Consider the following 26,913-nt stretch of genomic DNA (forward strand, 5'->3'; position numbering starts at 1 on the left):
TCTTAACCCACTTCATCAAGAGTTTGAAACCCTTATTTCCATTTACCTGTTAATACCTCTCCTCGGTCTGTTGCTGGTGCTGGTGTTCTTGATAAATTGGAGATTTCTGTATACATTTCAGGTGTCATTTTAAAATCAGCAGCTGCTAATGAATCTTCCAACTGGTTTAAATTACGTGCACCAATAATTGGAGCAGTAACAGCAGGATTAGCTTTTACCCAAGCAACGGCTATAGTTGCAGGTTTCACATTATGTTCTTGTGCAAATTTGGTGAACAGTTCAGCTGTGATAAAATCTTCATTTGCACCGTAACGGTCACCATAGCGGGCATTCTGTACAAGGCGACCCTGCTCCGGACGTTTGTTCACACCATATTTTCCTGATAGAAGTCCAGCACCAAGTGGGCTGTAAGTAATAACTCCAATTTGTTCGGAAGCAGCCATTGGTAAAATTTCAACCTCTGCTTGGCGTTTAACGAGGTTATACATAGGTTGGATCAATTCAAAACGAGCAAGTTGCTCTTTTGCAGAAATTCCTAAAGCTTTTGTGATTTGCCACGCTGCCCAATTGCTTACTGCTGGGTAAAGAATCTTTCCTTGACGCTGCAAGTCATCGAGTGTTCGTAGCGTTTCCTCCATTGGCGTTTGTTCATCAAAATCATGGACGAAATAAAAATCAATATAATCTGTCCTTAAACGACGAAAGCTATTTTCAATCCCTTGCATCATATGTTTTCGAGACAATCCTCTAGCATTTACATCAGTTCCCGTGTTCCAGAACACTTTTGACGTTAAAACGATTTCGTCTCTTTCATGTTCGATACACTCTCCTAGAATTTCCTCAGAACGCCCATAAACATCGGCAGTATCGAAAAAGTTGATACCAGCTTCCCGACAGCGTTTATACATGGCTATAGATGTTTCTTCATCAGCGTCTCCGCCAAAAGACATTGCACCAAAACATAAATTTGAAACCTGAATTCCTGTTTTTCCTACTGTGCGATACTCCATCATATACCTCCAAAATTTTTCGTTCTTTTATTAATATAAGGTTAATTCGCATCTTTATTTGCAACGTAATCAGTACATCCTCCATTTAACACCTTTCTCGTAATTCGCCACTTTTCTAGTAAGGCTAAATGAGACCGCCGCTATAATTGCAGCAATTGCCACTGATGCGGCCCCGATCCAGCTGACCGATAGTACGGATGTGCTTTTTACGGCAATACCCCCAATTCCTGCCGCTGCCGCTATCCCTAACTGTATAAAGGAGCCATATAAGCTAAGCATGATTCCTGAAGCTTCAGGGGCAAGCCATACCAGGTTATACTGCATACCTGGACCAGACGACCATGCCGAAAAGGACCAAAGCATAAGCAACGGAATGGCAACAAAAGTTGACCTGGCGATGGTAGAGAGTAAGACAAGAGCTATACAATGGACAATCAAACCGCCAACAAGAGTTTTTGGGTTACCAATCTTATCCGTCATAAATCCACCAAACTTGGAACCTATTAAAGTTGCGACGCCAAACGCAAACAGGGCACCGCTCACTTCTCGTCCACTCATTGCTGTGATGGTTAGTAAAAATGGTGCAATATACGAATACATCACCCCATATCCTAACTGCCAAAAGAACGTTACACCAAGGCCCATTAATATTTTCGGGTTCTTTAAATAAGCGAGTTGCTTGACCAGAGGAACGGTGGACCCTTTAATTGTGGCCGGAATCGTTCGGATGATAACGAAAATAGCTAGTAAACTAAGAACACCGATCCCCGCGAAGATTAGCTTCCAATCGTAGAGGAGCGCTACAACACGACCAATTGGTACACCAATGATGATGGCAGCACTAAACCCAAGTATAACTGTGCCGATAGCCCCTGCTTGTTTTTCGGGTGGTGCTAATTTCGACGCAGCAGTCTTCGCAGCAATGGCAAAAACTCCACTTCCTAAAGCAAGAATAATCCGTGAGACGATTAAGAAACCGTAGCCAGGAAGAGTAAAAGTCATTACACTGCCAAGCACCATTAAAACAAGAGAAAGTATCAATAACTTCCGCTGATTTAGTTTTGTCGTTGCCATCACAACGAGAGGAGAACCAACCGCATTCGCAATCGCAAATACGGTGATTAGTTGTCCTGCTGCTGATACAGAAACGTGATTAGAAGCAGCGATTTTATCCAGAATACCCGCAATAACGTACTCCGATGTACTTACCATGAAGGTAATCAAGACCAGCGTGTATATTATCCAGGTGCTTTTCATAATTTTTATATCCCCAACCTTCCTTTATTTTCCCCTTATTGATTTTCATTCCTGTTCGGGAATAATTTCATTGATGCACGCTAATGCGTTCAGTGTTCTCGGAAATCCTATATATGGGAGACAGTGAGTGATGGCGGTGATCAATGTTTCCTTGTCATTACCTACATTTTTGTTTCCCTGCACATGTGCCTTTACTTGACCTTTAGCGCCGCCTAAGCTACTAACGATGCAGAGGGTCAGCAGCTCCCGTGTTTTTAGATTAAGTCCCCCGCGAGTGTAGAAATCTCCGAAGCAAAAAGCAGAAAGATAATCTTGGATATGCTTTTGATTTGCTGGGGCAGCCTCACGCATTTTTGCGATTATCTCGCCAAAAATTTCTACCTGAACAGCAAGTCCCCTCTCACAGCGATTATCTTCATCTACAGTCTTTTGGCTTTCAATTGGTAAAGCAATATTCTTTGCTTTGAAAACCTCATTGACTTCATTGATGGCGTTTAATGTTTTCGGAAATCCAATGTACGGAGCACACTGGTAAACAGCCTCTTTTATTTCCACAGGTGTCAGCTGGGCGTTCAGTGCGGCAATTACATGTGCCTTGAGCTGAGGCAGCGTCTGGTTCGTAGTAAGCACTGCCAAAGTAATCAACTCACGTTGCTTGTCATCCAGATTTCCTTGATAGAAAACTTCTCCAAAAATGAAGCGGCTAAGAATGTCCTGAAAATCAGGATCTGAAGCATATGCGGATGGCACTCCATTTCCAAATAGCTGTCTATATTTTTGCTTGCTCTTTTCAATGCGATCCATAAATAAGCCTCCTGTTTCTTGTTCATTTATTTTTTTATTCCAAAAGTTAGCGGTAACATGATGCTTAAAAAATCAATATTGATTGATTAATCAACAACTGTTTATAATTATAAAAAAGCTTTTCATACTTTCAATGGTTAAAAGAATGTAATTCGTTGATTACTCAACAAATCCATTAAAATTGTTGATTATCTTTAGTGTGATTGGAGAAATAAAATGTCTAAAGTAGATAGAAGAATAGCCAAAAGCCAAATAGCGATAAAAAATGCTGTAACGGAACTGATGTCTGAAAAAAGTTTTGACGACATTACCATTCAGGATATTGCGGACAGAGCAGATGTGAATCGAGGAACCATTTATCTTCATTACACGGATAAATACGACCTCCTGGATAGGATGATTGAAGAACATATGGACAATCTCCGAGAATTATGCCAATTGGCCTCTGAGATGACGTTTCAAGAAGGAAATTATGTCTGGTACGAATACTTTGAGCGTCATTATTTATTTTTTTCAACGATGTTAGCAAGTAAAGGTGCACCCTATTTCCGTAATCGTTTTCTTGATTTAGTGATTGAAGAGACTAAAGCTGAGGTGGATACAACCGAAGGAAAAAATCAAGGATTAAGTGATGACGTGATTCTTCAATTTTTTGGTTCAGCGGTTGTCGGTGCAGTGGAATGGTGGTTCAAGAATGGAATGCCATTGCCAGCTCGTATTATGGCAGAACAAACGGGGGCATTGTTAGATAGAAACCTAGAATAATTCATTCATTTTCAAAAAAATAACCTGGGTCAGCATTCTATACAGACCCAGGTTATTTCTTTGATTAAGGATTGCTTGATAGAGTACACTCATCTGATGTTTATTTGTCATCATTATGCTACTAACCAGGCGCTTACTTTTATTTTACTGCATCGGTTTTTCCCAAGCGCCTCTAACCTCAACACCAGTCTCTTCAGCTGCTGTCTCAAGATCACGGATTTCCTGTTCTGTCAGACTAACCTTAGTCGCTTTTATAGCATCTTCAATATGAGACGTCTTGGTAACACCGATAATCGGCACCGTTCCTTTTGCAATGGACCAGGCCGTTGCAATTTGTGCTGTAGACGCATTATGTTTGCTGCCGATTTCCTTCATTACTTGGATTAAGCCTTCGAGCTTCGAAAGCACGTTTACGTTAAATGCCTCGCCCCTTCTGGTGTCACTTGGAAGAGGATGTTTAGCACTGTATTTGTCGGTTAATGCACCTTGTTCCAAAACCATATATGAAAAGAACACCATATCATTTTCATTGCAGTAATTAATAATTCCAGCTTCTTCCGATGAACGGTAAAGCAAACTGTAATGGTTTTGTACAGCGGAAACTCTCAACCCTTCTTTTGCCAATATGCTATTTGCCAGTTTAATTTCTTCTAGATTGTGATTGGAGACACCTGCATATTTCACCTTGCCGCTTTTCATCAATGGGACTAATTTTGAAGTCCATCGTTTCACATCTGCTGGGCTGTGTATCCAATAAATATCGGCATGATCCATGCCAAGTCGGTTTAAGCTTCCCTCCAGTAGCTCCTCAACCGCGTTCTCATTGTCTCCCGCCATTTGTGGAGTGAATTTAGTGGAGATTAAGACATCCTTCCTTCCCTTGATGAAACTACCTAAAATATCCTCTGATGCGTTCATCCCATATACAGCTGCCGTATCCCATAAATTGAATCCAGCATCCATCGCAGCATCAAATACCGGCTTTAAGTCGGTTTCCGTAAGATGATTTCCAAAAACAGCATCTCCTCCATTTGCACCAGTGCCCCATGACCATGTACCAAATGCAATTGGAGGGATTTTCCCATTTTGCAATTTAATTAATTTCATTGCGTTAAACACACCTTTCTAAATTGTTAATTGTTTACTTTTGTGAATTTTTATATACCAAAATTTTATAAACCATTTCTGAATATAAAAAGAAAACTGTCGATGTATTCGACAGCTAAAGTTTTAGAAAATAAATAGCTCTTTAGTTTTAACTTATCTCGCAATTATTCTCAAGGTTGACTTGTTGGTCCAATTGTATATTCAATACTGTTCGTATCTTCTGGTTGATCAATCGCCAATGCTAAAACATTGGCGCAACTCGAACTAATTTTGCCAAAAGTTCTTCAGGGGCATCATTATTTTATTATTTACCAGAGTGCAAGTCTCTGCTTTGATTGGGGTTTACTAAAGACGGAGTCAATTTTAGTGAGCTCAAATTCATTTAAAATTATATTTACAGAATCAACATTTTTTTCTCTACTAATTTCAAATCATCAGCCCCTATTCTTTCCCATTATAATACGTAGCACCTAAATGTTGATTACATCATGGAGTTTTAAATGATTTTTTGAGAATCTCATCCCAATGAGATAAATAAAGTAAGTGTCCTTCATTATCTATAAAGGAATAAGTGGAATTAGAATATTTTTCACGAAGGTAATTAGAAGTCTCCGAAGTCCAAATAGTATCTTTGCCGCCTTGCCAGATATTTACTTTTACATTAAGAAATGGACTCCTTTTGTCATCAAATTTTTGGCATAATGCAAGAGCGTCATAATATACCCCGATGCCTTTATTATGGTAACTTTCCACTGCACCTTTGATAATGACCGACATCATTATAGGGTCAACTGCAACTTTTTTGTCCTCTTCAACCATTTGTTGTATAGATTTATGTATGGTAGAATCCAAATTATTTGTTATCTTCTTACTGAGACTTTTAAAATATAATTTTGTCATAAGAGGTATGTACTTGTTCATATTCACAATGCTTTTCCAATTCGCAGGTAGAATCTTTGTAGTTTGGTTACTATTTAAAGGTATCGCACTACTAATTAGGTTAAGGGAAGTGACTTTTTCGGAATATTTGCCTGTGAAAACTTGGCTATATAATCCACCCGCTGACCACCCTATAATCGAAGCCTTTTCAATTCCTTTAGCAATAAGGAGCTCATTTATTGAGTCAGCAAAATCCTCCATCGAATATTTTATCTTCACATCGGATTCTCCATAACCTGGGCGATTAATGGCAAAGAAACGAACATTATATTTATCTAATATTTTTGTATCAGGATGTATGGAACTAGCTGACGAACCGAAACCGTGAAAGAAGATAACTGTATTCTCGTTCGTATCCCCGTAACTTAAAAAAGATAATTTTCGATTATCCTGTAATCGAATAAATGAGTCATTATACTCTTTCAATATTATACTCCTCTCTCTCTTGGTTTTTCTACATTATATTCTACGCAGGAATTCCAATATCCTTTTTCAACTCAATCAACCTGATAGGTTAAGAAAGTTACATTGATTTTAGTATTACACCTGAAAAATCCCCTTTTAATACTTCTTTTTCATTCTGGTTTTTACATAAAAAGGATGCAATAATAGCGGTTCTATTATTTTCTTGCCTTTCATATTTTTCAATTTTAACTTCACAAATGATCGTATCGCCTGTAAACACAGGTCGTAAAAAATCAAAATTCATAGTTCGTGCCAAAACGTTATGATCTCCACCTACTTTTGTTGGTAGAGTGGCCGTTAATAACCCTTGAACGACAAGTCTCCCCTGTTCATCTGGGGCTATATGGTGAATACCTTCATCACCTGAAATCTCTGAAAATAATTCAACATCCCTTATAGAAAAGATCCGTTCAAACGTAATGATATCTCCTACTTTTAATGGCATATAACTACCTCCTTCAAGGGTTTATACTGCACACATATTATTCTGAATATTGCGAGAATATAAAGTAATAATCAAATATACCACTTTATAAGTTCATAAGCTTTTCCTCCTAAAATACAAAACTCCTCCTCAATTTATATGTGACAAATATTCAAATGCTGTTGTTCCGTATACACTTTTAAAATGTTTATTTAAATGAGGTAAAAACTAACTCCCTTTTAAAAAAGATGTCTTGTCCTTAATCGAGTAACCAGCAGAAGTAAATAAGCGGAGTTTTTTCCGTTAGATGCAGAATGGAGCACGTTTCGGGGTAAATAAGGGAAGATTTTCCGGTTATGCAAAGGAAAATCTCCCGTTTTTGAATTTTTCGAGTCAATAGGCGAATTATCTACGCCTATTTACGCCATTTTTAATAATAATTAACAATTAAGCGAAATTTTTCCGTCTATTTATCAGATCGGGTGCTTAACCTTTGGATAGGTTTTTTCTTTTGTAAGGTAACGATCACGACACCTATCATAATGATGAAACCACCAATAAAAAAGTTCACGTCTAACTTTTCTTTTAACATAAGCCATCCTAAAAATGAACCTACAAGTGGCTGGAAAAAGAAAAACAAAGAGCCGATTCCAGCATCCATTAAATCCATGCCTTTATTCCAAAGAAAAAATGCGCCAGCAGTTGAAACCACTCCAAGATAAATAACTCCTAAAATGATTAAAATGTTTTGATAATATACATCATTCGATTGAAGTTCCCAAATCATTGCCGGCGTAGTAAAAATAAGTGCAAATAGTACTGCATAAGTCGTTATGGTTAAGGAGGAAAGTCGGCTCGAGGCAACCTTTACATAGACTGATAATAACGCCCAAGTGATTGCAGCCCCCACCAATATGATACTTCCTGTTAGGTAGGTTCCAACCTTTGTATCCCAACCAATGACAATAACAACTCCAAATGTAGCTAATAAAACAGAAATAATCTTTCTAACGGTCAGTTTTTCCTTTAATATAAATCGTGCAAAGACCACAATAAAAGCTGGTGTAGCGGATGTAATCAAAGCTCCGGTGTGTGCATCAGATAATTTTGTGCCAATGAATTGGAAAGCAATGGATACGAAGTAGCCTATAAAACCAATCCAAGCTAATAGGAACCAATCGCTTTTCTTAATAACGGTACGATTACCATTTTTTATATGAGTTATTTTTAATACAATAAACAAAAAAACAAACGCGATAACATACCGTACCCATACCAAGGTTAAGGGTGGAATATAATCTAATACATATTTACTAACTACATACATACCGCCCCACATACTTGCGGCTAAAGATAAACAGATTGCTCCAATTAAATTTTGATTCATTAATAATACCTCCGTCTTTTTAAAAGGGAATTTAAATGAACTTTCCCTAAGACGAGGCATGACCTTAATCGTAACGATTCATCCCTCAACTTAGGAATGAATAGCTGGTTGGTCGTTTTCAAAAATATCTAAATATAATCTCATTACTTAATCCCCCTTGTTTATATTTTCTTAATTTTAACACAATTCCATATTGGTTATAAAATAAAAAAAGAGCTATCTTAGTAGCTCTTAAAAAGTAATTAGAAATTCGATTAAAGCTCCTCACCATTTGTTGCAATAACGTTTTTATACCCCAACAATAACTTTTTCTTCTTGCGTTATAGTGTTCCAGAGCCATCATCGTGCTTATCTACATAATATAGCCATAACGTTTACTCATCTCACCAGTTGATGCGCTATATTACTCCTATTATTCTTTGATAAATTCCTTTGTACTTCTTTCTGTATCAATTGGGCGAACTAATTTTTCTATTTCTGCACGTTTAGGCTCTAAGAATGGTGGTAAAGATAATTTTTCCCCAAGCGTTTCATATGGTTCGTCACCCATAAAACCAGGACCATCTGTAGCGAACTCAAATAAAATTTGCGGTGCCACTCTTGCGTATAATGACTCAAAAAAGTGACGATTTACATAACCGGATGTATGGAATCCAAAACTATTCATACGTTCAATCCATTCTTCTAAAACAGAGCGATCTTCTACACGGAATGCCGCATGGTGAACCGTTCCAAACCCTTGCCGGGCTTCAGGAAGAATGGAATTATACTCTACAATTACGGAGGCACCATTCCCGCCTTCCCCCACTTCAAATAAATGGAATGACCCTTCTTTATCTGTCTCTTTAAATAATAGAACTTTTTCCATCATTTCTTTAAAGTAATCAAATTTCGCAATTCGAACAAATACAGGTCCTAAACCAGTAATTGCATATTCTAATGGAATTGGACCTTTCTGCCAAGGTGTGCCAGAATCCACCCCTTTATTGAATTCATCTGAAATCAATTGATAGTGTTGATCATCAAAATCAACGAAAGAGAGAGTTTTATTGCCAAATTGCTCTTTAATACCAGTATGCTTGACTTCCAGACGATCAAAACGTTTTACCCAATAATCTAATGCAGTATCACTTGGTACACGGAACGAGGTCTTTGAAATCTCATTAGTACCATGTACACCTTTCGGAATGCCGGGAAAATCAAAGAAAGTCATGTCTGTTCCTGCGCTGCCTTTATCATCTGCAAAGAATAAATGATAAGTTTGAATATCATCTTGATTGACCGTTTTTTTAACTAAACGCATCCCTAAAACATTCGTGAAAAATTCATAGTTCTTTTCCGCACTGCTTGTAATCGCTGTTACATGGTGGATTCCTTTTAAATGGTTCATTATATTTTCCTCCTAGAAAGTCAGATTTAATTTAAAATTAATGGACGTAATTTTTCTTCGATTTCTTTTCGTTTTGGTTCCAAAAATGGTGGAAGTGCCAGTGTTTCTCCCATTGTTTCCATTGGTTCATCTGTCGCAAATCCTGGTTTATCCGTCGATAATTCAAATAATATCCCATTGGGTTCCCTGAAATATAAGGCCTTAAAGTAATACCGCTCCACTTTTCCTGAATTAGGTAACCGGTACTCTTTTAAACGCTCTGCCCATTGTTCATATTCTTCCTCATTCGGAACACGAAAGGCAACATGGTGAACACCTCCGCGACCTAAGCGAACTCTTGGCAAATCAATCCTTGTTTCAATATGAACTTCCGTACCACTGCCGCCTTCGCCAGTTGCATAAACCAATATATCAGGATAATCCCCCTCAAGTGATGGATAGGAACCGACAAATCGAAAACCCATTACCTCTGTTAAAACACCGATTGTTGGTTCTGCAATGGAGACTGTGAGCGTTACTGGTCCTAAACCAATAATGGCATGTTCCAATGGAATGTCATCCCTTTGCCAAGGAACCCCTGCTCGCACACCTTTTTCATCGTTATCAGCTACAAGGATTAAACGAGTCCCCTCGAAATCTCTGAAAGCCAATGTATCACGATTTGCTCTTTTTTGAATATCATCATGTTCAACCTCGTATTGGTTAAAACGATCTTTCCAAAATAACAATGAATCCGAATTTTTTACCCTTAGTGATACAGTAGAAATATCGGATGTTCCCCTGTATGTTTTTCCAAGATGTGGAATATCAAAGAACGTCACGTCAGTCCCTGGGGTTCCTTCCGCGTCAGCATAGAAAAGATGATAGGATTCTGTATTATCTTGGTTAACTGTTTTCTTAACCAATCTCATTCCTAAAATTTTTGTATAAAATTCATAATTTTTTTCCGCTTTTCCTGTTAATATTGATACATGATGTAGTCCTAAAAGTTCCATCTCCTAATCACTCCTGTCAAAAGATTAATTACGCTAAAAGTGCTTTAGAATAAAAATGCATCTAAAGCATATTGGCCAGGACCCACTAAAGCTATACCGATTGCAACCGCAAGCAAAGTTAAGTTATACTCATAACCATTTGATGTTGCCCATATTCCATTTGCACCATGCACTTTCGCGATCGCCATTACCATGGTTCCCGCAATCATAATTCCTGCAAGTGGGGTTAAGAGTCCTAAAGCAAACAATATACCCCCAACAAGTTCTGCTAATCCTGCAAATAGAGCCATGGTTACCCCCGGCTTCATGCCAATGGATTCAAACCATCCACCGGTTCCTTTCAATCCATAGCCACCGAACCAACCAAACAATTTCTGAGCACCGTGTCCGATGAACAATACACCAATTACCAGACGAATAATTAATAATCCAATATTTATCATCTCTATTTCCTCCTTGTATTTTATCTCGAATTCGAGATATTATTCTAAAAAAATTGCGTTTATTCAATCATGAATTGCTTTAGATGTTTGCATTAAGTGCATTTCCCTTTCGGTAATTTCATCCCCCTTAAAAAATCTTGAATTTAATTATCTTGAATATGAGATAATAATAATACTTATAATTTCTTTTGTCAATAACCTTTTATTTTAAGGCTCTTTCTTTTGATTTCCGTGTAGGTATAAGGTTTCATAGGCGGAGAAATTCCGGCTAATGTATAAATAACAAGCATTAGAAGCAGCTATAACCGTAGATATTCCGATTAACTACTCTAAATAGGACAAAGTCTCAAGTGTAAGAGTTAACTCTAAATCAAGGAGAAAGTTCAAGAAACATTTTTTGACAAACAGAGCCACCAGTACTTCATAAAAACATGTATGAAATACTGGTGGCTCTCCTCTGTTAATTAGGATTGGAAACCTCTATTTTATCATTTTTATGAATATCTTCTGTTCCGGCATCCAATGCAGTCCTGTAATATAAGCATTTATGCTCGATGACTTCCATGGTTTTTTTTAGTTCTTCCATTTGTGCTTCTACATTCGCTTTTCGCTCCAGAAACATTTCATATCTTCGTTGCAAGGTGGAATCCCCTTCAGAACACCAATCAATGAAATTTTTAATTTCCTTAATAGGCATCCCGGTGGATTTCAGACATTCAATTACTTTTAAAGCACCGATATCGGATTCCTTAAACAATCGTGTTCCGCTGGGTGTCCGTTCTACAAAAGGCATAAGTCCCTCCTTGTCGTAGTAACGCAAGGTATAAACTGTAAGATTCAATTCTTTTGCCACTTCGCTGATCGAAAATGTCTTCATCATCTATCTCCCACTCTTTATGATATAGATTTCGAGTTAACTCTATGTTTCGATAGCATGCTATCATGCTGTATGCAAAATGTCAAAGCTTACCGAAATCATTTTGTGGAATTCTGCTTAAAATCTTATCGCTTGACCTAGAGTTAACTATAGGGATTATTCTAGTTTTTGCAAGAGAAAAAAAGAGAGAAATGAATCAAGGGGAAATTATACATTTATACCCGGAACAAGCGCATTCTCTTAAAAAATATGGGAGGTTTTATTCATGATAACTGCTAAAGCACGAGCTGTCGATGGTCCAGACAAACCGTTTCGAGTGGCTGAAATTAAAAGACGCGATCTTGATTCGCATGATGTTCTGATTGAAATTAAATATGCCGGCATCTGCCATTCTGATATCCATACTGCTCATGGTGAATGGGGTCCCGTGAACTATCCACTCGTCCCTGGCCACGAGATTGCAGGAATTGTTACTGATGTAGGAACAGAAGTCTCGAAGTACAAGGTAGGTGACCGCGTTGGGGTCGGATGTATGGTTGACTCCTGTGGCGATTGTGAGAACTGCCGTAAAGGAGAAGAACAATACTGTCTCAAAGGAAATGTCCCTACATACGCTGGTGTTGACAAATACGGAGAGCCTACTCAAGGTGGCTATTCTACTCACATTGTCGTAACAGAGGACTTCGTAGTCGGAATTCCTGATAGCATTGAACTTGATGCCGCGGCACCATTACTTTGTGCTGGGATTACGACCTTTTCGCCATTACACCGTTGGGGAGCTGGCCCAGGTAAGAAAGTAGCGGTTGTTGGTATGGGCGGACTTGGTCATATGGCTGTCCAAATTGCACATGCCATGGGTGCAGAGGTTACCGTTCTGTCACAAACATTGAAGAAAAAGGATGATGGACTGGCATTGGGCGCAGACCATTACTATGCGACAAGTGACCCGGAAACATTCGAGAAACTTGCCGGATCCTTTGACTTAATGATTAACACGGTCAGTGCGAAGATTGATTTGGATGCCTATTTAGGCCTGCTCAATCTTGATGGCACTCTGGTAAACGTTGGTGCTCCTGCAGAACCGTTGTCATTAAACGTATTTAATTTAATTGGTCATCGCCGCTCATTTGCAGGTTCAATGATTGGAGGCATCCGGGAGACTCAAGAGATGTTAGACTTCTGTGCAGAACATAACATTGCTCCTAAGATCGAAGTCATCTCAGCCGACCAAATTGACGAAGCCTACGAACGTGTCTTAGCTTCAGATGTCAAGTATCGATTCGTGATTGACATTAGTACAATGTGAGTTGCGTAATTGATAAATTCTATTGTTAGTCGAGAGTATCCGTATTTTTTTAAACAAAATGACCAGAGGAACCATCCCTCTGGTCATTTTAATTTTAACCCTAGTGTATTGTATTTTTACCAATCTTGTTAGAGCAAAAAGACGCTTCTTTAGGAAAAATTAAAGGGTTCCGTTAAGAGGTGCATTCTTATTTAAAGGCACAAGAATTGACGTACGTCTTTTTCTATATTTATCAAGGTTTATACGAAATTTCATTTTCTTTGACATAGCAATTGGCATCATTATTATGATGGACAATAAGTATTATACAATTAAAAAATAAGGTCAAAACTTCTGTCATTTGCAGCACCGTTTATAGGTTGATGGATTAGGTTAAGCACCCGATCAGATAAATAGACGAAAAAATTTCGCTTAATTAGAAATTTTCATACAAAAAGCTTTAAATAGACGAATATTTTTCGCCTATTGACTCGAAAAACATGGAAATGGGGGATTTTGCTTTGCATAATCGGAAAATCTTCCCTTATTTACCCCGAAATGAGCTCCATTTTACATTTAACCGAAAAATCTTCCCTTATTTTTCTTTTGCTGGTTACTAGATTAGGACGAGACATCCTTTTTAAAAAGGAGTGAGTTTTACTCAAAAATCCAAAAGAACCTTAACCGGATGCATTACGGTAAGATTTTTTTGCATTCCTAATAAAGGCAAGTTTTACTTTTTATATACCAATAACGATGCCAATACGACTGTCATTTCGGCACGTATTTTAAGAAAATCACCTCAAAACGGAACCCTTATAGGAAAAATCCTAGGTTCGCTCAACAAGTAATCTCCGCACATGACCAGTCTTTTGCATGTTTCAAGGTAATATCGATGAACATGGATAATGCCGGGGAAATCCACTTGTTCTTGTGATAAACGACCTGGGAGAAAATCTGTTTAAAGTCACCAACGCAGGGAATAATTTTTAACCTTCCTGCCTTGATTTCATCCTTTACTGTCATCAAAGGTAAGTAAGCAATACCAAGCCCACTCATTACACAACGTTTCATCGCTTCTATACTCCAAAGCTCCATCGTGTGGGAAGGTACAATTCCCCGTTCTCCAAGGTATTCTTCAAACATTGTTCGATAACTGCATTCTTTCTCGTTCACAATTAAACACTCGCTAATCTTTTGATTATCGTAGCTTTTATCTAACATATTCAGCGAACAACAATCAGGGCTTCCAACAAGGACAATCGATTCGTCCAACAACGAATGGACGACTAAATCTGAATCCTGCAATTGTGGCAGCATGACAAAGGCAATATCTGCACTACCATTAAGGATGAATCTCTTGTTATCTCCGCAGCTTGCGTTACTTAAACTGATGCTAACATGAGGAAATTTCTTTCTATATTCTCTTAATATAGGTTCTAGGCGGTATACCGTTAGAGATTCCGGAGCTGCAATCTTTAGCTCCCCTCTTATGTCCTCTTCATCACTGGTAATGCTTTCGATTTTTCCATAGGTATCTAAAATCTCTTGAGTATAGGGCAACAACCTCTTGCCAATTTCCGTCAACCTTACCTTTCGACCCATCCGATCAAACAGTGGTCCGCCTAAATGTTCCTCAAGTGCCTGGATATGAGAAGTCACCGTGGATTGAGTGTATCCTAAATGTTCTGCTGCTTGTGTGAAGCTACCCAATTCAATGACTTTTTTAAAGGTAACAAAATGGCGTATTTCCATCATTTCACCCACTTTCACATTGTTCTTTCTTGTATAGTATCAAAAAAATCAATAGATAACTTCATAAACTTCAATTTTACTAATATATAGTTACAAGTTAAGATTAAGAAAAATCAAGAAAATGAAGACAACAGAGGTGATTCAGTTTTGAAACGTATACATTATAGCTGGTTTATTCTTGCCATAACCTTTTTCTCCATTATTGCTGCCGGAATTGTCATGTCATCATCGGGAGTTTTCATTGACCCTTTTGAAAAGGAATTTGGCTGGGATCGATCTGTTATTGCACTCGCTTTTGCCATTAGTATGTTTTTATATGGTATATCTGGCCCGTTTATGGCAGCATTACTTAATGTGATTGGCTTAAAGAAAATGATGATTGCATCTATGGCAACTTTGCTGACAGGTATCCTACTAACCTTCATTATGAATCAATCATGGCAGATGATTATCATTTGGGGCATTATGATTGGGCTGGGATCAAGTCTTTTTTTAACCGTATTAAGTCCGTATGTAGCGAATCATTGGTTTGAGAAAAGAAGAGGTCTTGCAGTAGGAATATTAACCGCAAGTTCAGCGACAGGTCAGTTAATACTACTTCCTGTTTTAGCGACGATTATCGATCATTATTCGTGGCGCCCGGCGATTGGTTTAATGATGATCCTTAGTATCATTATGCTATTAATCATCCTTTTATTTATGAAAAACAAACCGAAAGATGTTGGTATTCTTCCATATGGTCTTGAAGAAGAAATACAAGAGAGTAATGAAGGACCAAAAGAAAACCCAATTGTTATTGCCTTCAAAGGTTTATTAGAAGCTGTGAAGGTGAAGGAGTTTTGGTTATTATCTGGTAGTTTCTTTATTTGCGGACTTTCAACGAGCGGTTTAATTGGTACACATTTTGTTTCTTACTGTATAAGTTTTGGAATACCTTTAGTTACAGCAGCTTCGTTTCTATCGTTTATGGGAATCTTTAATCTAGTAGGAACAACTCTATCCGGTTGGCTTTCAGATCGTTTCGATAATCGCTGGCTATTATTTTGGTACTACGGTTTTAGAGGGGCTTCTCTTCTATTACTTCCTTATGCTTTAAATCAAGGTTCCACTACAATGCTGGTTATCTTTACTGTTTTTTATGGATTAGATTGGATTGCAACTGTTCCACCAACAATTAGCATCTCAAGACAAATTTTCGGCACTACTAAAAGTGGAATCGTATATGGTTGGATTTATGCTTCCCATCAGGTAGGTGCTGCAACAGCTGCTTATGGTGGAGGTCTAATTTATAAATTTTTCAACACATACACGTGGGCATTCTTTTTGGCAGGATTGTTCTGTTTATTAGCAAGCTTATTTGTCATTATTATAAAAAAACAACATTCAAGTCAATTACCTAAAGAAGAAATAATGACTTTATAGAAATGCTTCGAAAGCCCACCACCAAATGAATCTGCATAATAATATGCTATAATTTGAAGGGTGAAAAAAAGATAGAGGTGACCTTCCTTGGCAATACATGTTGTATTATATCAACCAGAAATTCCGGCTAATACTGGAAATATTGCACGTACTTGTGCGGCAACGGATACTGCCTTGCATTTAATCCGACCACTTGGCTTTTCAACAGATGAAAAGATGATAAAACAAGCTGGTTTAGATTTCTGGCAGTCTGTAAACATAACGTATTATGACTCATTGGATGACTTTTTTTCAAGAAATCAAGGTGAGTTTTACTATATTGAGACGTTTGGTGAAAAACCACATTCATCCTTTGATTTCAGTGATGGATCAAAGGAGCATTATTTTATGTTTGGAAAAGAAACAACAGGATTACCTAAAGATTTACTAGAAAAAAATAAAGATCACTTTTTAAGAATACCAATGAATGAACACGTTCGTTCACTGAACCTCTCGAATACAGCTGCTATATTGGTGTATGAGGCCTTGCGTCAACAAGGATATCCCAATTTAATTTAAAAAATCTTCCGTCTTGGAAGATTTTTTTTGATTTTCAAAACAGAAAAATCGTGCTTAATAAAGTGCACCGTCTGTAAACACACAAAAAACCAGAGGAACCCCCCCTGGTCACTTTATTTCGCCTTGTAAACTTTCCCTTTTGTACTTCTCACAATCGTATTTTTACCGATTTTATTGGAACTGGAATGGCTGGTTAGAGCGATTCCATATTTCCCGCTATCCTTAATCGTATTTCCGGATACTTCGCTTCGAGTAGAATAGGTACTGATAGATACACCGTTTTCCTTTGAATAATAAATCGTATTCTTTTTAATAGCTGCGGAAGAACGTTTGTAAACTTGGATCCCATGTTTTTTAGACAGATCTATTTTGTTTTGATCCACAACATTCTGTTTTGAATCATATTTCATTAAGATACCAGAACTTCCCGATGAGTAAATTTTATTTTTTAAAATTTTATTTCCACTTGCATAGGCTAAGTAAATCCCGTTTGCCTTGCTCAATTTAATCGTATTGCTGGAAATCGTATTCGTTTTTACTTGTTTTGTCTTCGTTCCCACTAATCCAATACCTTTTAAAGAACTGTTAATCGTATTATTCTTGATTACATTTTTACCAGAACCGCCACTGACAGCCATTCCATATTGGCTGCTCCTTAAAATATCATTATCGTCCACCGTATTTTGGATTGAATTTGAGCTAATAGAAATCCCGTTTTTCCGACTATCTTTAACAGTGTTTTTAAATAAATTGCTGGAATTAGAATATGTGCTAATGCTAATTCCGTTTTCCTTACTATTACTAATTTTATTTCCAGACATTTTTGCAGCCGAGTGGTCATAAATCAAGACTCCGCTTTTGGTGCTTACTGAAATCGTGTTATCCTTAACCGGATTTCCTGTTGAATATTTACTAATAGCAATACCATTTTGTCCTGCGTTATTAATTTTATTACCTGTCATATCGGCAAATGAATGGTTCGCAACTTGAATCCCTTGCAATTTTGGATATTTTACTTGGTTCAGGTTCACTTTATTCTTTTGTGAATAATTGTTTATTGAAATGCCTGAACCACCAGGAGATGTAATAATATTAGCAGTTAATACATTACCATTTGCCTTATCCAAGTAAATCCCATCCGTCTTATTAAAATGAGAACGATCTTGTGTAATCGTATTCGAGATCATTTGGTTATTTATCGTTCCACTTAAAAATATCGATTTTTCCTTAGAATTGTTAATTTTGTTATTCTTGATTGTATTGTTATTTGAACTGTCACTAATCCAAACGCCATAGCGTCCACTGCTCAGACTTTTAGAGCTGCTAGTAATGATGTTATTGTCTAAAATGTTTTGAGTTGATTTTGATAAAATCGAAATCCCGCTTTGTCCACTATCTTTTATCGTATTTCCTCTTACCACGCTTGAACTCGAGTAGGAACTCATACTAATCCCGTCTGTTTTGCTTGAATTGATCGTATTATTCAAGACATTAGCAGCTGAGTGATCATTAAGAGTAATTCCATTTTTGCTGCTAGAAGCGATGGTATTAGACTCCAACTTATTCCCTATTGAAGTTTTATTCAGATATAAACCATGTTCGCCCGAAAGAGCAACGGTATTCTTATTTATTACGTTTTTATTGGCATGTTCCAGATAGATACCATGCGAGATACTTTTATCTATTTTATTATTTGTGACCTGTGTGGTTTGAACAGAGGTCTCTGCTGTACCATATAACCGAATCCCATTCTTACCAGAACTGGTAATAGTATTATTGGCTAATACGTTTTGCTCAGAAGCTCTAAATATCGCAATCCCATATTTTTTTGAATTTTTTACTGTGTTGTCTAAGACAGAGGCATTGCTTGTAAAATTTAAATAGATCCCATTCTCATCGCAGTCGCTGATCGTATTGTTCTGAACCGTAACATCTTTAATTGGGTAATCAATGGTCCCAGATAATATAATCCCGTTGCCAATTTGGTATGGGTTTGTATGGGTTCTTGTAATTTGATTTCCTGTAATTTTTAGTGAAAATTGGTCCTCAGTTGTTATGGGAGCAGCGGTATCATTCGGATTATAATTAGCATCTTTATTGACAGATTGTGTGGTAAACTCCACTCCCGAGCCGACATCTTCAAAAATATTATCTTTGACGGTAAGATCCTTATAGTTCAGTGCATCAATGGCTTCATCTGTTAAATCTTTAAAAGTGTTATTTTGAATAACGATATTACGAGGATAAACTCCTTTTACCGTAGTATGGCTCCCAACGCCCCTGGAATAGTTTTCGATTGTATTTCCCTCAATGATAATGTTTTCACAAGGGGTGTCATCATAGTATCCAAATGGGTACGATACACTATTATTGTGCGTAATATCGAGTTGAACGGCTTCCTTTTTCTGATTTTTACTATTATGGAAGTACCCCGATATTTTGCTGTTCAACACTTGTCCATTTTGAACTCCAACGAACTCGATGGCGTGTGCACCATAGTTGTTAATCACGTTGGTATTCTGAATTGTGATATTGCTGGAATGGCCAAATTCGAGGTTATCAAACCCTTTATCTCCCATAGGAAAGTGCTCCCCATTCCCATCCCAAGTTCCTCCATCGATGACAATGTTTGTGTTACCTGTAAAACCAGGTGCACCCGTTGCATTCCGTAACATCGGACCAAAGGTATTATTCCTTACGATCACTGCCTTTTCCGATAAAAGTAAGTGCGTATTAGAATTGATTTTGAGCGTTTTAGTGATTAAATAGGTACCGTCTGGGACTATAACGGTTGTTTGTGTACCATCATCTTTATTTGCATCAAGTGCTTTTTGAATTAGGGCGGTATCATCTACCTCATCTGATCCATTTGCCCCAAAATCAGCTACATTTAGGGTAACTGTATTTTCTTCCGCAGCAACTTTTCCACCCACGGAAAAAACAATGCCCAAAACCGCCAGGCATGTGAAAATATGAAAAACAAGAGAACGCATTCTGAACTTCCTTTCATAGAAGATATATGTATTCATTGAATAGACTATAAGAATCATATCCTACTTTTTTTCTATTTAAAAGTAAAATACTCCTATACTTCCTTAAATTGGTTAGCTTCCATAAAAATAAAAGAGATTGGAATCCCAATCCCTTTCACTAGTTTATAAACAATGTCAGTACAAGATAAACAGCTGCCCCCCACATAACTATGGCTGATATTTTATTTAATACCAAGATAAAGTTTCCGGATTTATCGAGTTTTCCACTTATTCTCCCAAATAACGAAAGTCCGAAAAACCAAATCCACGAAACCAAAATACACGCAAATGTAAAAAATACCTTTTCTTCCTCATGATATCTTAATGAACTCGTTCCAATCACACCCATCGTGTCCATAATCGCGTGTGGGTTCAGTAAGGAAACAGATGCGGCAAATAAGATTTGTTTTTTCAAAGAAAATTTCTTCTCGATCTCTTCCTTTCGATTACTTGGTTTACTATTCCATGTGGTCCATCCCATATAAACTAAAAAGATAAACCCCCCGCCAATTAGAATGGTCTTCATCCATACGGAACCAAGAATAATGAATGAAACTCCCAAAACAGCCACCAAGATTAAAAAAGTATCACACAAGGAAGCGGTGATGACGGCTGGTAATACTTTAATAAAACGAGGCTGCAGGACTCCTTGATTAAAAATAAAAACATTTTGGACACCGAGTGGCAGGATTAGTCCTATTGCAAGAATAAATCCATGAATAAATGGTTCAAACATCAAATCTTCTTCCTTTCTTTCTATAACCTAACCCTATTTTAGTTAGAAACAGTTTCCATGTCTCCATCCAATTGGATGGCATCTAACCCAACCAAGTTATATAATCATATAAAGAGAGGAGTCCTACATCTATGCTTACAATCGACTGGAAACCAAATAAATCTTCATCTGTCCCATTACATAAACAAATTACAGATTTTATGAAAGAAAAAATATCAAATGGTGAGTGGACGATCGGCTTTAAGCTCCCTCCCCAACGTACCTTAGCGAAGTCTTTGGGAGTCAATCGAAGTACAGTGGTAGCGGCTTATGATGAATTAATCGCGGAAGGACTTATTGAAGGGAAAAGTGGGAGCGGAACAAGAGTGGTCAATAATACATGGAATCTTTTAGCCACCACCCCTCCCCCAGACTGGAATTCATACGTTACTGTTGGTATTCATCAGCCAAACCTGCCAACCATTAAGGAAATTAATCAAGCTGAATTCTATCCAAATATCATCCGCTTAGGAACCGGGGAATTATCGCCATCCTTAATGCCCGCCACTCTAATGAAAAAAGTTTTTAATCAATTGTCTACAAAAGAAATTTCTTATGGTTATGAAGAACCAAAGGGGTTGCTGCCATTAAGGGAACAATTGGCCAGCTATTTAAAAACAATGGGGATTCCAGCTTCTCCTTCTTCTATTTTAATCGTATCAGGTGCTTTACAAGCTTTACAGCTCATCAGTGTTGGTTTACTGCATAGGGGGTCTACGGTGTTAACCGAAAAGCCTTCCTATCTTCATTCATTAAATGTCTTTCAGTCAGCGGGAATGCAATTAATTGGAACCCCGATGGATCGGGAAGGAATTGAAACCAAACACCTATCTAAATATAAAAAACAACATAAAGCGGCGCTACTCTATACCATTCCTTCTTTTCATAACCCGACCGGAACCCTTATGACGGAGGAAAGACGCCATCAATTGTTAGAAATCTGTCAACAAGAGCGGTTACCATTAATTGAAGATGATGTATATCGGGAATTATGGTTGGATGAAAAACCTCCGATGCCAATTAAAGCGTTTGACAAAAATGGTCTTGTCCTTTATTTGGGAAGTTTATCGAAATCGTTAAGTCCCGGTCTCAGAATTGGTTGGATTGTTGGCCCGGAACCCGTTGTCGAGCATTTAGCAGATATTAAAATGCAAATGGATTATGGTTCTAGTTCATTATCTCAGTGGGCAGCCACGGAGTGGTTTTCGAGTGGACTTTATACTCAACATCTTAATGATGTAAGAAATGAATTGAAAATACGAAGAGATTTTACGTTAACTACTTTGAATAAATATTTTTCTGATCTTGCAGTATGGGAAAAACCAAAAGGCGGATTTTATGTATGGGTCCGTTTGATCCCATCCATCTCGATTCGAAAATTATTTGAAATGGCACTTTCAGAAGGCATCTTACTGAATCCAGGGAATGTGTATGATCACCAATCTGAACAATATCTGCGGATTTCTTATTCGTTTGCTTCTCTTTCAGATTTAGAGGATGGGCTGAAGCGTTTGTCGGAAATCGTAAGGAGATTAGTGAAATAAGCCAGTGTTTGTGAAGGGGTATTTGTGATTTAGTTTTAAGAGAAGAGCGCTAAACTTACGCTCTTCTCTTTTATTTTTCTTAACGGTGAAAGCAATATGAATTACTTTACTTCAAAGAACACATTTATAATTAAAAGAATTATAACTTTTACAAAATTCAGATTTTTATATATTATATTTATAAAGGGAGATGGATAAAAATACGGAGGCGGTTGATCTTGCATAAGAAGGATAAGGTGATTAATTTAAAAGAATATAAAAAAATGAAAAAATCAAAAAAAAATACTGAGTTATTTTTAATACTCCCAGTGTTTCTGACTGTATTAGTTGCCTTGTTCACATCTTTTTTTGTTACACTAAGTGGAGACTTACATATCCAAACATTTACAGAAACACATGCAAATTGGCGTAGATAAACATCACTTTCACCACGGCGACGGTTCCCATGGTTCAATTGGGGTAATTCCGACCACAAGAACCGTCCCCGTTGGTCCTTAACTAAAAGAACGAGAAAACCCCCCGGCACTACTTTTTCTTTATTCTAAGGATTTGACCTGCATATAAATCATTGGAGCTAAGATTATTTAGTTCAACCAATTGTTGAATCGGGACATTATAGATATTGGCAATTCTTGAAAGATGATCACCTGGTGAAACCGTATGCATTTCATAGATTTCTTTGAGAAATTCCGAAAAATGGATAATATCTCCGATTTCTCTTAGAACACCTCTTTTTTCTAATACTTCTAGCATTTCCTTTGCTCTATTTCGATAGGAATGATTTTTGACAGCTATTTTACCATTTTCACGAATTTGCTGCCTTTCTAAATCATTTTTTAAATAATATTGAATTTTCTCTACCGTTTCCTCAGAGGAGGAGGTAATAATTAAATCTTTACCTGGTTTAAATTGATCTCGAACGGCCGATGTATCCGACGTAAATAAAACCCCACCAGAACCAAGAATTTCGTATGTGCGCTGAGTAAGTTGTGTTCGAGAGTTTTGCAAGCCAATCACGATTTTGGCAGAACTATAGACTTTATAGGCGTCCCTGTAGTCTAAATAGCCATGAATCCAATTAATTGGAATTTCCCTCCCCAAAAACTTACCCATTCTTTCCCAATCCTTTCCCCAAAAGTCAACACGTATTCCATTCTGGATCAGCGGCCTTATTAATCTTTTTAAGGATCTTGAACGGTACTCATCTGGATTTTCTTCAAGATATTCAGGATAAGCATTCGCTACTACCGCTATGTCACAACGATAGTTATTCATTGGTTGTACCTGAAAATGTACACTCTGATGGTACCCAAAATCTAAATGAGCAGCTTTAAAACCAAGCTTCTCGTATACTTCACATAATGAAGGGGTAACGGTAAAAACAAAATCTGGTCGAATAGCATTAATAAGTGGTAGTGTAAAATTTTCAGTGTGTAAAGGATCTTCTGTTGCCCAATAAACGAACGGAATCGTTGTTTTCTTAATAGCCTCTCGAATCCAGGGCCATTTTTCTTTAGAATGTTCAGGTGTCCATCCAAGAGATATGATTAAATCAGGCTTAAACCAATCTAGTATTTCCGAAATATTTTCCTTACTTATTGGCCCAGAAATCATCACCGTATGCCCTTCTTCTTTAAAACCATTCGGTAAACCATAAATCCACATTGGGTGACTTTCTAGAAATAATATCTTCAAAAGCAAGCATCCCTTTCTATTTCCGTTTATCTATTGATATGTGAATTTCCTATAGCTTGTAACGGTATAAGTCTATGGATTAGAAATTTACACTAGAGAAACTAGAAATGATTGCTTTTTTCGATAGTACTTTCATTCCTATTAATTAAAATGTAAATTATTGGATGTTCTGGGTAAACTAATAACAAAATAGTGTTTACCAAAGGAGCGAGCGAAATGTTCCAAAAAAATAAAGATAACACAATCATTAAACTCGGACTTGGGACAGCCTTTCTGTCGACGATGTTCAGCTTAATCATTGTTCGTTTATTAGTGGAGATCAAACATTCGACTGGGAAGGGATAAATCCTTTCCTTTTTTATTTTTGCTCCATTTAATTGTCACTACATGGACACAGACTTTTAACGATCATTCAATTACTATTAAGTTAAAAATCTTGGGATGTGATTTAATGGGGAAAATCTTAGTAATTTTTGAAGGTAAGGAATACACAATTCTTCATCAATATGCATCCGGTTTTTGTGAAATAGTGGATGAAGATTCTCCGTTAAATATAAAGCTAGTTCACTTTTCTGAATTAGTTGTAAAGCCTTATAAATGAAAGCTGAAAGCCCCTTCTCCGTTATTAAAGGGTTCCGTTTTGAAGTTTTTTTCCTTCTTGTCCTTATTTGAGTGACTAGCAATAGTAAAAATAGGCGGAGATTTTTCCGTTAGATGCGGAATTGAGCTCGTTTCGGGTTAAATAAGGGAAGGTTTTCCGATTATGCAAAGCAAAATCCCCCAATTTCGCATTTTTTGAGTCAATAGGCGAAATCTATTCGTTTATTTAAGCCTTTTTTAATAATAATTACTATATAAGCGAATTTTTTCCGCCTATTTATCAGCCCGGGTGCTTAACCTGATCCCCCAACTGATAAGTGCGGACCCTCTTGATCCAATGATGGAATAAGCAGCATTTTATCCTCCGTAACCACTCGCAAACATTAAAAAATGTTCATTAAAGGTAAAGGTCAGATTTGTGGGAATTAAAATTTTTCCAATGGAAATCATAACTAGAAATGCGGGAAAAGGAGAATAGTTATGACCACGGAAAAAGATTTAAATCCTATGAATGTGATGAAACCGCTAAATATCAATCCAAAAATATTGGATGAGACCCAACCCTTATCAACTTTTGAAATTGGTAAACTTTGGGCTACCTATATGGGAAACAGCATGTCCATTCAAATTTTAAGTTATTATCTTCAGCATTGCGAGGATGAAGATATTAAGCTGCTTTTGGAAAATGGTTTAGCCTTATCAAAGGATTTCATTCAAAGGACAGAATTATTTTTTAAAAAAGAAAATTTCCCCATCCCAATTGGATTTACTAAAGATGATGTCAATCTTGGAGCCCCTCGTTTATATGAAGATGAATTTTATGTTCACTATTTAAAATATGCTGCGAAGGCAGGTATGAGCCTATACGCAGTAGCAGTTCCATTGGTAATGAGAGAGGATATAAGGGAGTTTTTTATTTATTGTAATCAATGTACAACCGTCCTTTTAGGGCAAATCAATAGTGTTTTAATGGAAAAAAAATTCATTGCAGCACCTCCTATCATTCCAATACCAGATGGAATTGATAAAATCAATAAACAAAGCTACTTAAATGGATATTTTGGAAATGTTCGGCCATTACAGGCATTAGAGATTATTCATCTTTGGGATAACATCGAGAATAACACCACAAGTATGGCATTATTATTTGGCTTTCATCAAATCGTTCAAGATGAAAAGATAAGAGCTTTGTTTAAAAGAGGTTTAGACATGACTGATAAAGCGGTAAAACAATATAAGGAAAAACTTCATCTTGAACACATACAATCACCAGCGTACCTAGACCATTGTGTTACAACATCTACCTATCCTCCTTTTTCAGATAAAATAATGTTGTTTCATAAAGTGGATATGTTTGCAATGAAAATAAGGTCATTTGGAAATTCACTGGCGGTAACTGCAAGAAGAGATATCGATATGTTGTATATAAGAACTCTTATCAACATTGGCGCCTTTGTCGATGATGGTATGAATATCATGATTAGTAAGGGTTGGTTGGAAGCACCACCAGAAGCGTATGACAGGGCTTAAGATACAGCTACCCATATTTAGTGTTTTAATTACATCAGATACATCTATTTTGTAAGGCTCCTTTTCCTTATTATATTTTCATTTTAATGTGGGTTAATTTTACAGTTTATTTAAAATTATTAAGAGGAAAATTAATGTTAATATATTAAAGGGAGTAGATTCAATGAGCGATTCATCAATGAAAGAAAAGGTGCTAAAAGTGATTACTGAACACAGAACAGGTGTTCTTTCTTCTGTTGAAAATAATAAGCCCCATTCCCGGTACATGACATTTTACAATGATAATTTAACCTTATATACACCAACGAAAAGGGATACGGAGAAAATTGAAGAAATAGAAAGAAATCCTTCTGTATCCGTTTTGTTAGGGTACGAAAAACAAGGCCAAAACGATTCTTATGTTGAAATTTCGGGAACATCGACCCTTAATGATTCGCCAAAAGTGAAACAACAATACTGGAACGAGTCCTTTGAACAATGGTTTGAGGGTCCTGAAGATCCAAACTACGTTTTTCTTGAAATAAAACCCGAAACTGTCCGCATTTTAAACCTTAATGGTGAGCCGCCACAAGAACTCAATTTAGAGAATTGAGAAACTCGAATGCAAACATTTGCACCGTATTTTAGGTGCTTTTTGTTTTAAAAAGCTCTTTTCATATACAAAAATGTTCCATTTAGAGTCTTTTCGGACAACATCGATGTTGCCATGAGCAATCGTGTCCGAATCTAGAGCTCATTCGGACAGCTTTGATGTAGCCAATTGAAATCGTGTCCGAATCAGGGTTTCATTCGGACAGTCTTGGTGAAGTCATGGGCAATCGTGTCCGAATCTAGGGCTCATTCCGACAGCTTCA

At 37.1% G+C, this 26,913-nt stretch carries 25 protein-coding genes; 10 read left to right on the top strand and 15 right to left on the bottom strand.

The window, feature by feature from the left end; genetic code table 11:
* Positions 1–32 precede the first annotated feature (32 nt).
* The 3 genes from M028_RS0127355 to M028_RS0127365 all read right to left on the bottom strand — a co-directional run bounded on the left by M028_RS0127355 (position 33) and on the right by M028_RS0127365 (position 3,071).
* Positions 33–1,013 (bottom strand): aldo/keto reductase, encoded by a 981-nt coding sequence (locus M028_RS0127355; protein ID WP_231510908.1) that lies wholly within the window; start codon positions 1,011–1,013, stop codon positions 33–35.
* A 66-nt stretch (positions 1,014–1,079) separates the two neighbouring features.
* Positions 1,080–2,267, bottom strand: a complete 1,188-nt coding sequence (locus tag M028_RS0127360; RefSeq protein ID WP_026576694.1) for an MFS transporter — start codon at positions 2,265–2,267, stop codon at positions 1,080–1,082.
* Between the two features lie 45 nt (positions 2,268–2,312).
* Positions 2,313–3,071 (bottom strand): carboxymuconolactone decarboxylase family protein, encoded by a 759-nt coding sequence (locus tag M028_RS0127365; RefSeq protein WP_026576695.1) that lies wholly within the window; start codon positions 3,069–3,071, stop codon positions 2,313–2,315.
* Positions 3,072–3,287: 216 nt separating this feature from the next.
* Between M028_RS0127365 and M028_RS0127370 the strand changes: the two genes are divergently transcribed.
* Positions 3,288–3,836 carry a TetR/AcrR family transcriptional regulator gene (locus M028_RS0127370; protein WP_026576696.1) on the top strand — a complete coding sequence of 183 codons (549 nt, stop codon included), beginning with the start codon at positions 3,288–3,290 and terminating at the stop codon, positions 3,834–3,836.
* A 144-nt stretch (positions 3,837–3,980) separates the two neighbouring features.
* On the opposite strand, the gene M028_RS0127375 is transcribed toward M028_RS0127370, so the two are convergent.
* From M028_RS0127375 to M028_RS0127410, 8 genes are all read right to left on the bottom strand, one after another.
* Positions 3,981–4,943: an aldo/keto reductase gene (locus M028_RS0127375; RefSeq protein ID WP_081810909.1), complete on the bottom strand. Its 963-nt coding sequence runs from the start codon at positions 4,941–4,943 to the stop codon at positions 3,981–3,983.
* Positions 4,944–5,429: 486 nt separating this feature from the next.
* The gene (locus tag M028_RS0127380) at positions 5,430–6,308 is read right to left on the bottom strand and encodes an alpha/beta hydrolase (protein WP_026576698.1); all 879 of its coding nucleotides are present in this window, start codon (positions 6,306–6,308) and stop codon (positions 5,430–5,432) included.
* 97 nt (positions 6,309–6,405) lie between these two features.
* A complete protein-coding gene (locus M028_RS0127385; RefSeq protein WP_026576699.1) occupies positions 6,406–6,792 on the bottom strand; it encodes a hotdog domain-containing protein in 387 nt (128 codons plus the stop codon).
* A gap of 445 nt (positions 6,793–7,237) precedes the next feature.
* Positions 7,238–8,158 carry a DMT family transporter gene (locus M028_RS0127390; RefSeq protein WP_026576700.1) on the bottom strand — a complete coding sequence of 307 codons (921 nt, stop codon included), beginning with the start codon at positions 8,156–8,158 and terminating at the stop codon, positions 7,238–7,240.
* A gap of 412 nt (positions 8,159–8,570) precedes the next feature.
* Positions 8,571–9,548 (bottom strand): ring-cleaving dioxygenase, encoded by a 978-nt coding sequence (locus M028_RS0127395; RefSeq protein ID WP_026576701.1) that lies wholly within the window; start codon positions 9,546–9,548, stop codon positions 8,571–8,573.
* Positions 9,549–9,574: 26 nt separating this feature from the next.
* Positions 9,575–10,543, bottom strand: coding sequence for a ring-cleaving dioxygenase (locus M028_RS0127400; protein WP_026576702.1), 969 nt, complete (start codon positions 10,541–10,543; stop codon positions 9,575–9,577).
* Between the two features lie 44 nt (positions 10,544–10,587).
* On the bottom strand, positions 10,588–10,986 hold the full coding sequence (locus tag M028_RS0127405) for a DoxX family protein (protein ID WP_026576703.1): 399 nt from the start codon (positions 10,984–10,986) through the stop codon (positions 10,588–10,590).
* A 460-nt stretch (positions 10,987–11,446) separates the two neighbouring features.
* The gene (locus M028_RS0127410) at positions 11,447–11,863 is read right to left on the bottom strand and encodes a MerR family transcriptional regulator (protein ID WP_026576704.1); all 417 of its coding nucleotides are present in this window, start codon (positions 11,861–11,863) and stop codon (positions 11,447–11,449) included.
* Positions 11,864–12,128: 265 nt separating this feature from the next.
* On the opposite strand from M028_RS0127410, the gene M028_RS0127420 reads away from it, so the two are divergent.
* Entirely contained in the window at positions 12,129–13,169 is a 1,041-nt protein-coding gene (locus M028_RS0127420) for an NAD(P)-dependent alcohol dehydrogenase (protein WP_026576706.1), read from the top strand.
* An 819-nt stretch (positions 13,170–13,988) separates the two neighbouring features.
* Here the strand turns inward: M028_RS0127420 and M028_RS0127425 are convergent.
* Positions 13,989–14,906 carry a LysR family transcriptional regulator gene (locus tag M028_RS0127425; RefSeq protein WP_051591283.1) on the bottom strand — a complete coding sequence of 306 codons (918 nt, stop codon included), beginning with the start codon at positions 14,904–14,906 and terminating at the stop codon, positions 13,989–13,991.
* 144 nt (positions 14,907–15,050) lie between these two features.
* Here M028_RS0127425 and M028_RS0127430 point away from each other — a divergent pair, with 144 nt between their 5' ends.
* Entirely contained in the window at positions 15,051–16,325 is a 1,275-nt protein-coding gene (locus tag M028_RS0127430; protein ID WP_026576708.1) for an MFS transporter, read from the top strand.
* An 87-nt stretch (positions 16,326–16,412) separates the two neighbouring features.
* The gene (trmL, locus tag M028_RS0127435; RefSeq protein ID WP_026576709.1) at positions 16,413–16,883 is read left to right on the top strand and encodes a tRNA (uridine(34)/cytosine(34)/5-carboxymethylaminomethyluridine(34)-2'-O)-methyltransferase TrmL; all 471 of its coding nucleotides are present in this window, start codon (positions 16,413–16,415) and stop codon (positions 16,881–16,883) included.
* Positions 16,884–16,996: 113 nt separating this feature from the next.
* Here the strand turns inward: trmL and M028_RS0127440 are convergent, their stop codons facing one another.
* Positions 16,997–19,876 carry a right-handed parallel beta-helix repeat-containing protein gene (locus tag M028_RS0127440; protein WP_026576710.1) on the bottom strand — a complete coding sequence of 960 codons (2,880 nt, stop codon included), beginning with the start codon at positions 19,874–19,876 and terminating at the stop codon, positions 16,997–16,999.
* Between the two features lie 157 nt (positions 19,877–20,033).
* On the bottom strand, positions 20,034–20,651 hold the full coding sequence (locus M028_RS0127445) for a LysE/ArgO family amino acid transporter (protein ID WP_026576711.1): 618 nt from the start codon (positions 20,649–20,651) through the stop codon (positions 20,034–20,036).
* A 131-nt stretch (positions 20,652–20,782) separates the two neighbouring features.
* Here M028_RS0127445 and pdxR point away from each other — a divergent pair, with 131 nt between their 5' ends.
* Together pdxR and M028_RS0127455 are read left to right on the top strand one after the other, a co-directional pair.
* Positions 20,783–22,234, top strand: a complete 1,452-nt coding sequence (gene pdxR, locus M028_RS0127450) for a MocR-like pyridoxine biosynthesis transcription factor PdxR (protein ID WP_026576712.1) — start codon at positions 20,783–20,785, stop codon at positions 22,232–22,234.
* 218 nt (positions 22,235–22,452) lie between these two features.
* Positions 22,453–22,650, top strand: a complete 198-nt coding sequence (locus M028_RS0127455; RefSeq protein ID WP_026576713.1) for a hypothetical protein — start codon at positions 22,453–22,455, stop codon at positions 22,648–22,650.
* A 109-nt stretch (positions 22,651–22,759) separates the two neighbouring features.
* Here M028_RS0127455 and M028_RS0127460 read toward each other — a convergent pair whose 3' ends face one another.
* Positions 22,760–23,929, bottom strand: a complete 1,170-nt coding sequence (locus tag M028_RS0127460) for a glycosyltransferase family protein (protein ID WP_026576714.1) — start codon at positions 23,927–23,929, stop codon at positions 22,760–22,762.
* A gap of 216 nt (positions 23,930–24,145) precedes the next feature.
* Here M028_RS0127460 and M028_RS33950 point away from each other — a divergent pair, with 216 nt between their 5' ends.
* The 4 genes from M028_RS33950 (at position 24,146) to M028_RS0127480 (ending at position 26,651) form a co-directional block, all read left to right on the top strand.
* Complete coding sequence (locus M028_RS33950; protein ID WP_269320965.1) at positions 24,146–24,274, top strand: hypothetical protein; 129 nt, start codon at positions 24,146–24,148, stop codon at positions 24,272–24,274.
* A 106-nt stretch (positions 24,275–24,380) separates the two neighbouring features.
* Entirely contained in the window at positions 24,381–24,530 is a 150-nt protein-coding gene (locus M028_RS33180; RefSeq protein WP_155925841.1) for a hypothetical protein, read from the top strand.
* Between the two features lie 479 nt (positions 24,531–25,009).
* Positions 25,010–26,059, top strand: a complete 1,050-nt coding sequence (locus M028_RS0127475) for a DUF3231 family protein (protein ID WP_231510909.1) — start codon at positions 25,010–25,012, stop codon at positions 26,057–26,059.
* 163 nt (positions 26,060–26,222) lie between these two features.
* Positions 26,223–26,651, top strand: coding sequence for a pyridoxamine 5'-phosphate oxidase family protein (locus M028_RS0127480; RefSeq protein ID WP_026576716.1), 429 nt, complete (start codon positions 26,223–26,225; stop codon positions 26,649–26,651).
* Positions 26,652–26,913 lie beyond the last annotated feature (262 nt).

Origin of the sequence: Bacillus sp. UNC438CL73TsuS30 (genome assembly GCF_000482325.1) — a bacterium.
Taxonomy (GTDB): Bacteria; Bacillota; Bacilli; order Bacillales; family Cytobacillaceae; genus Neobacillus.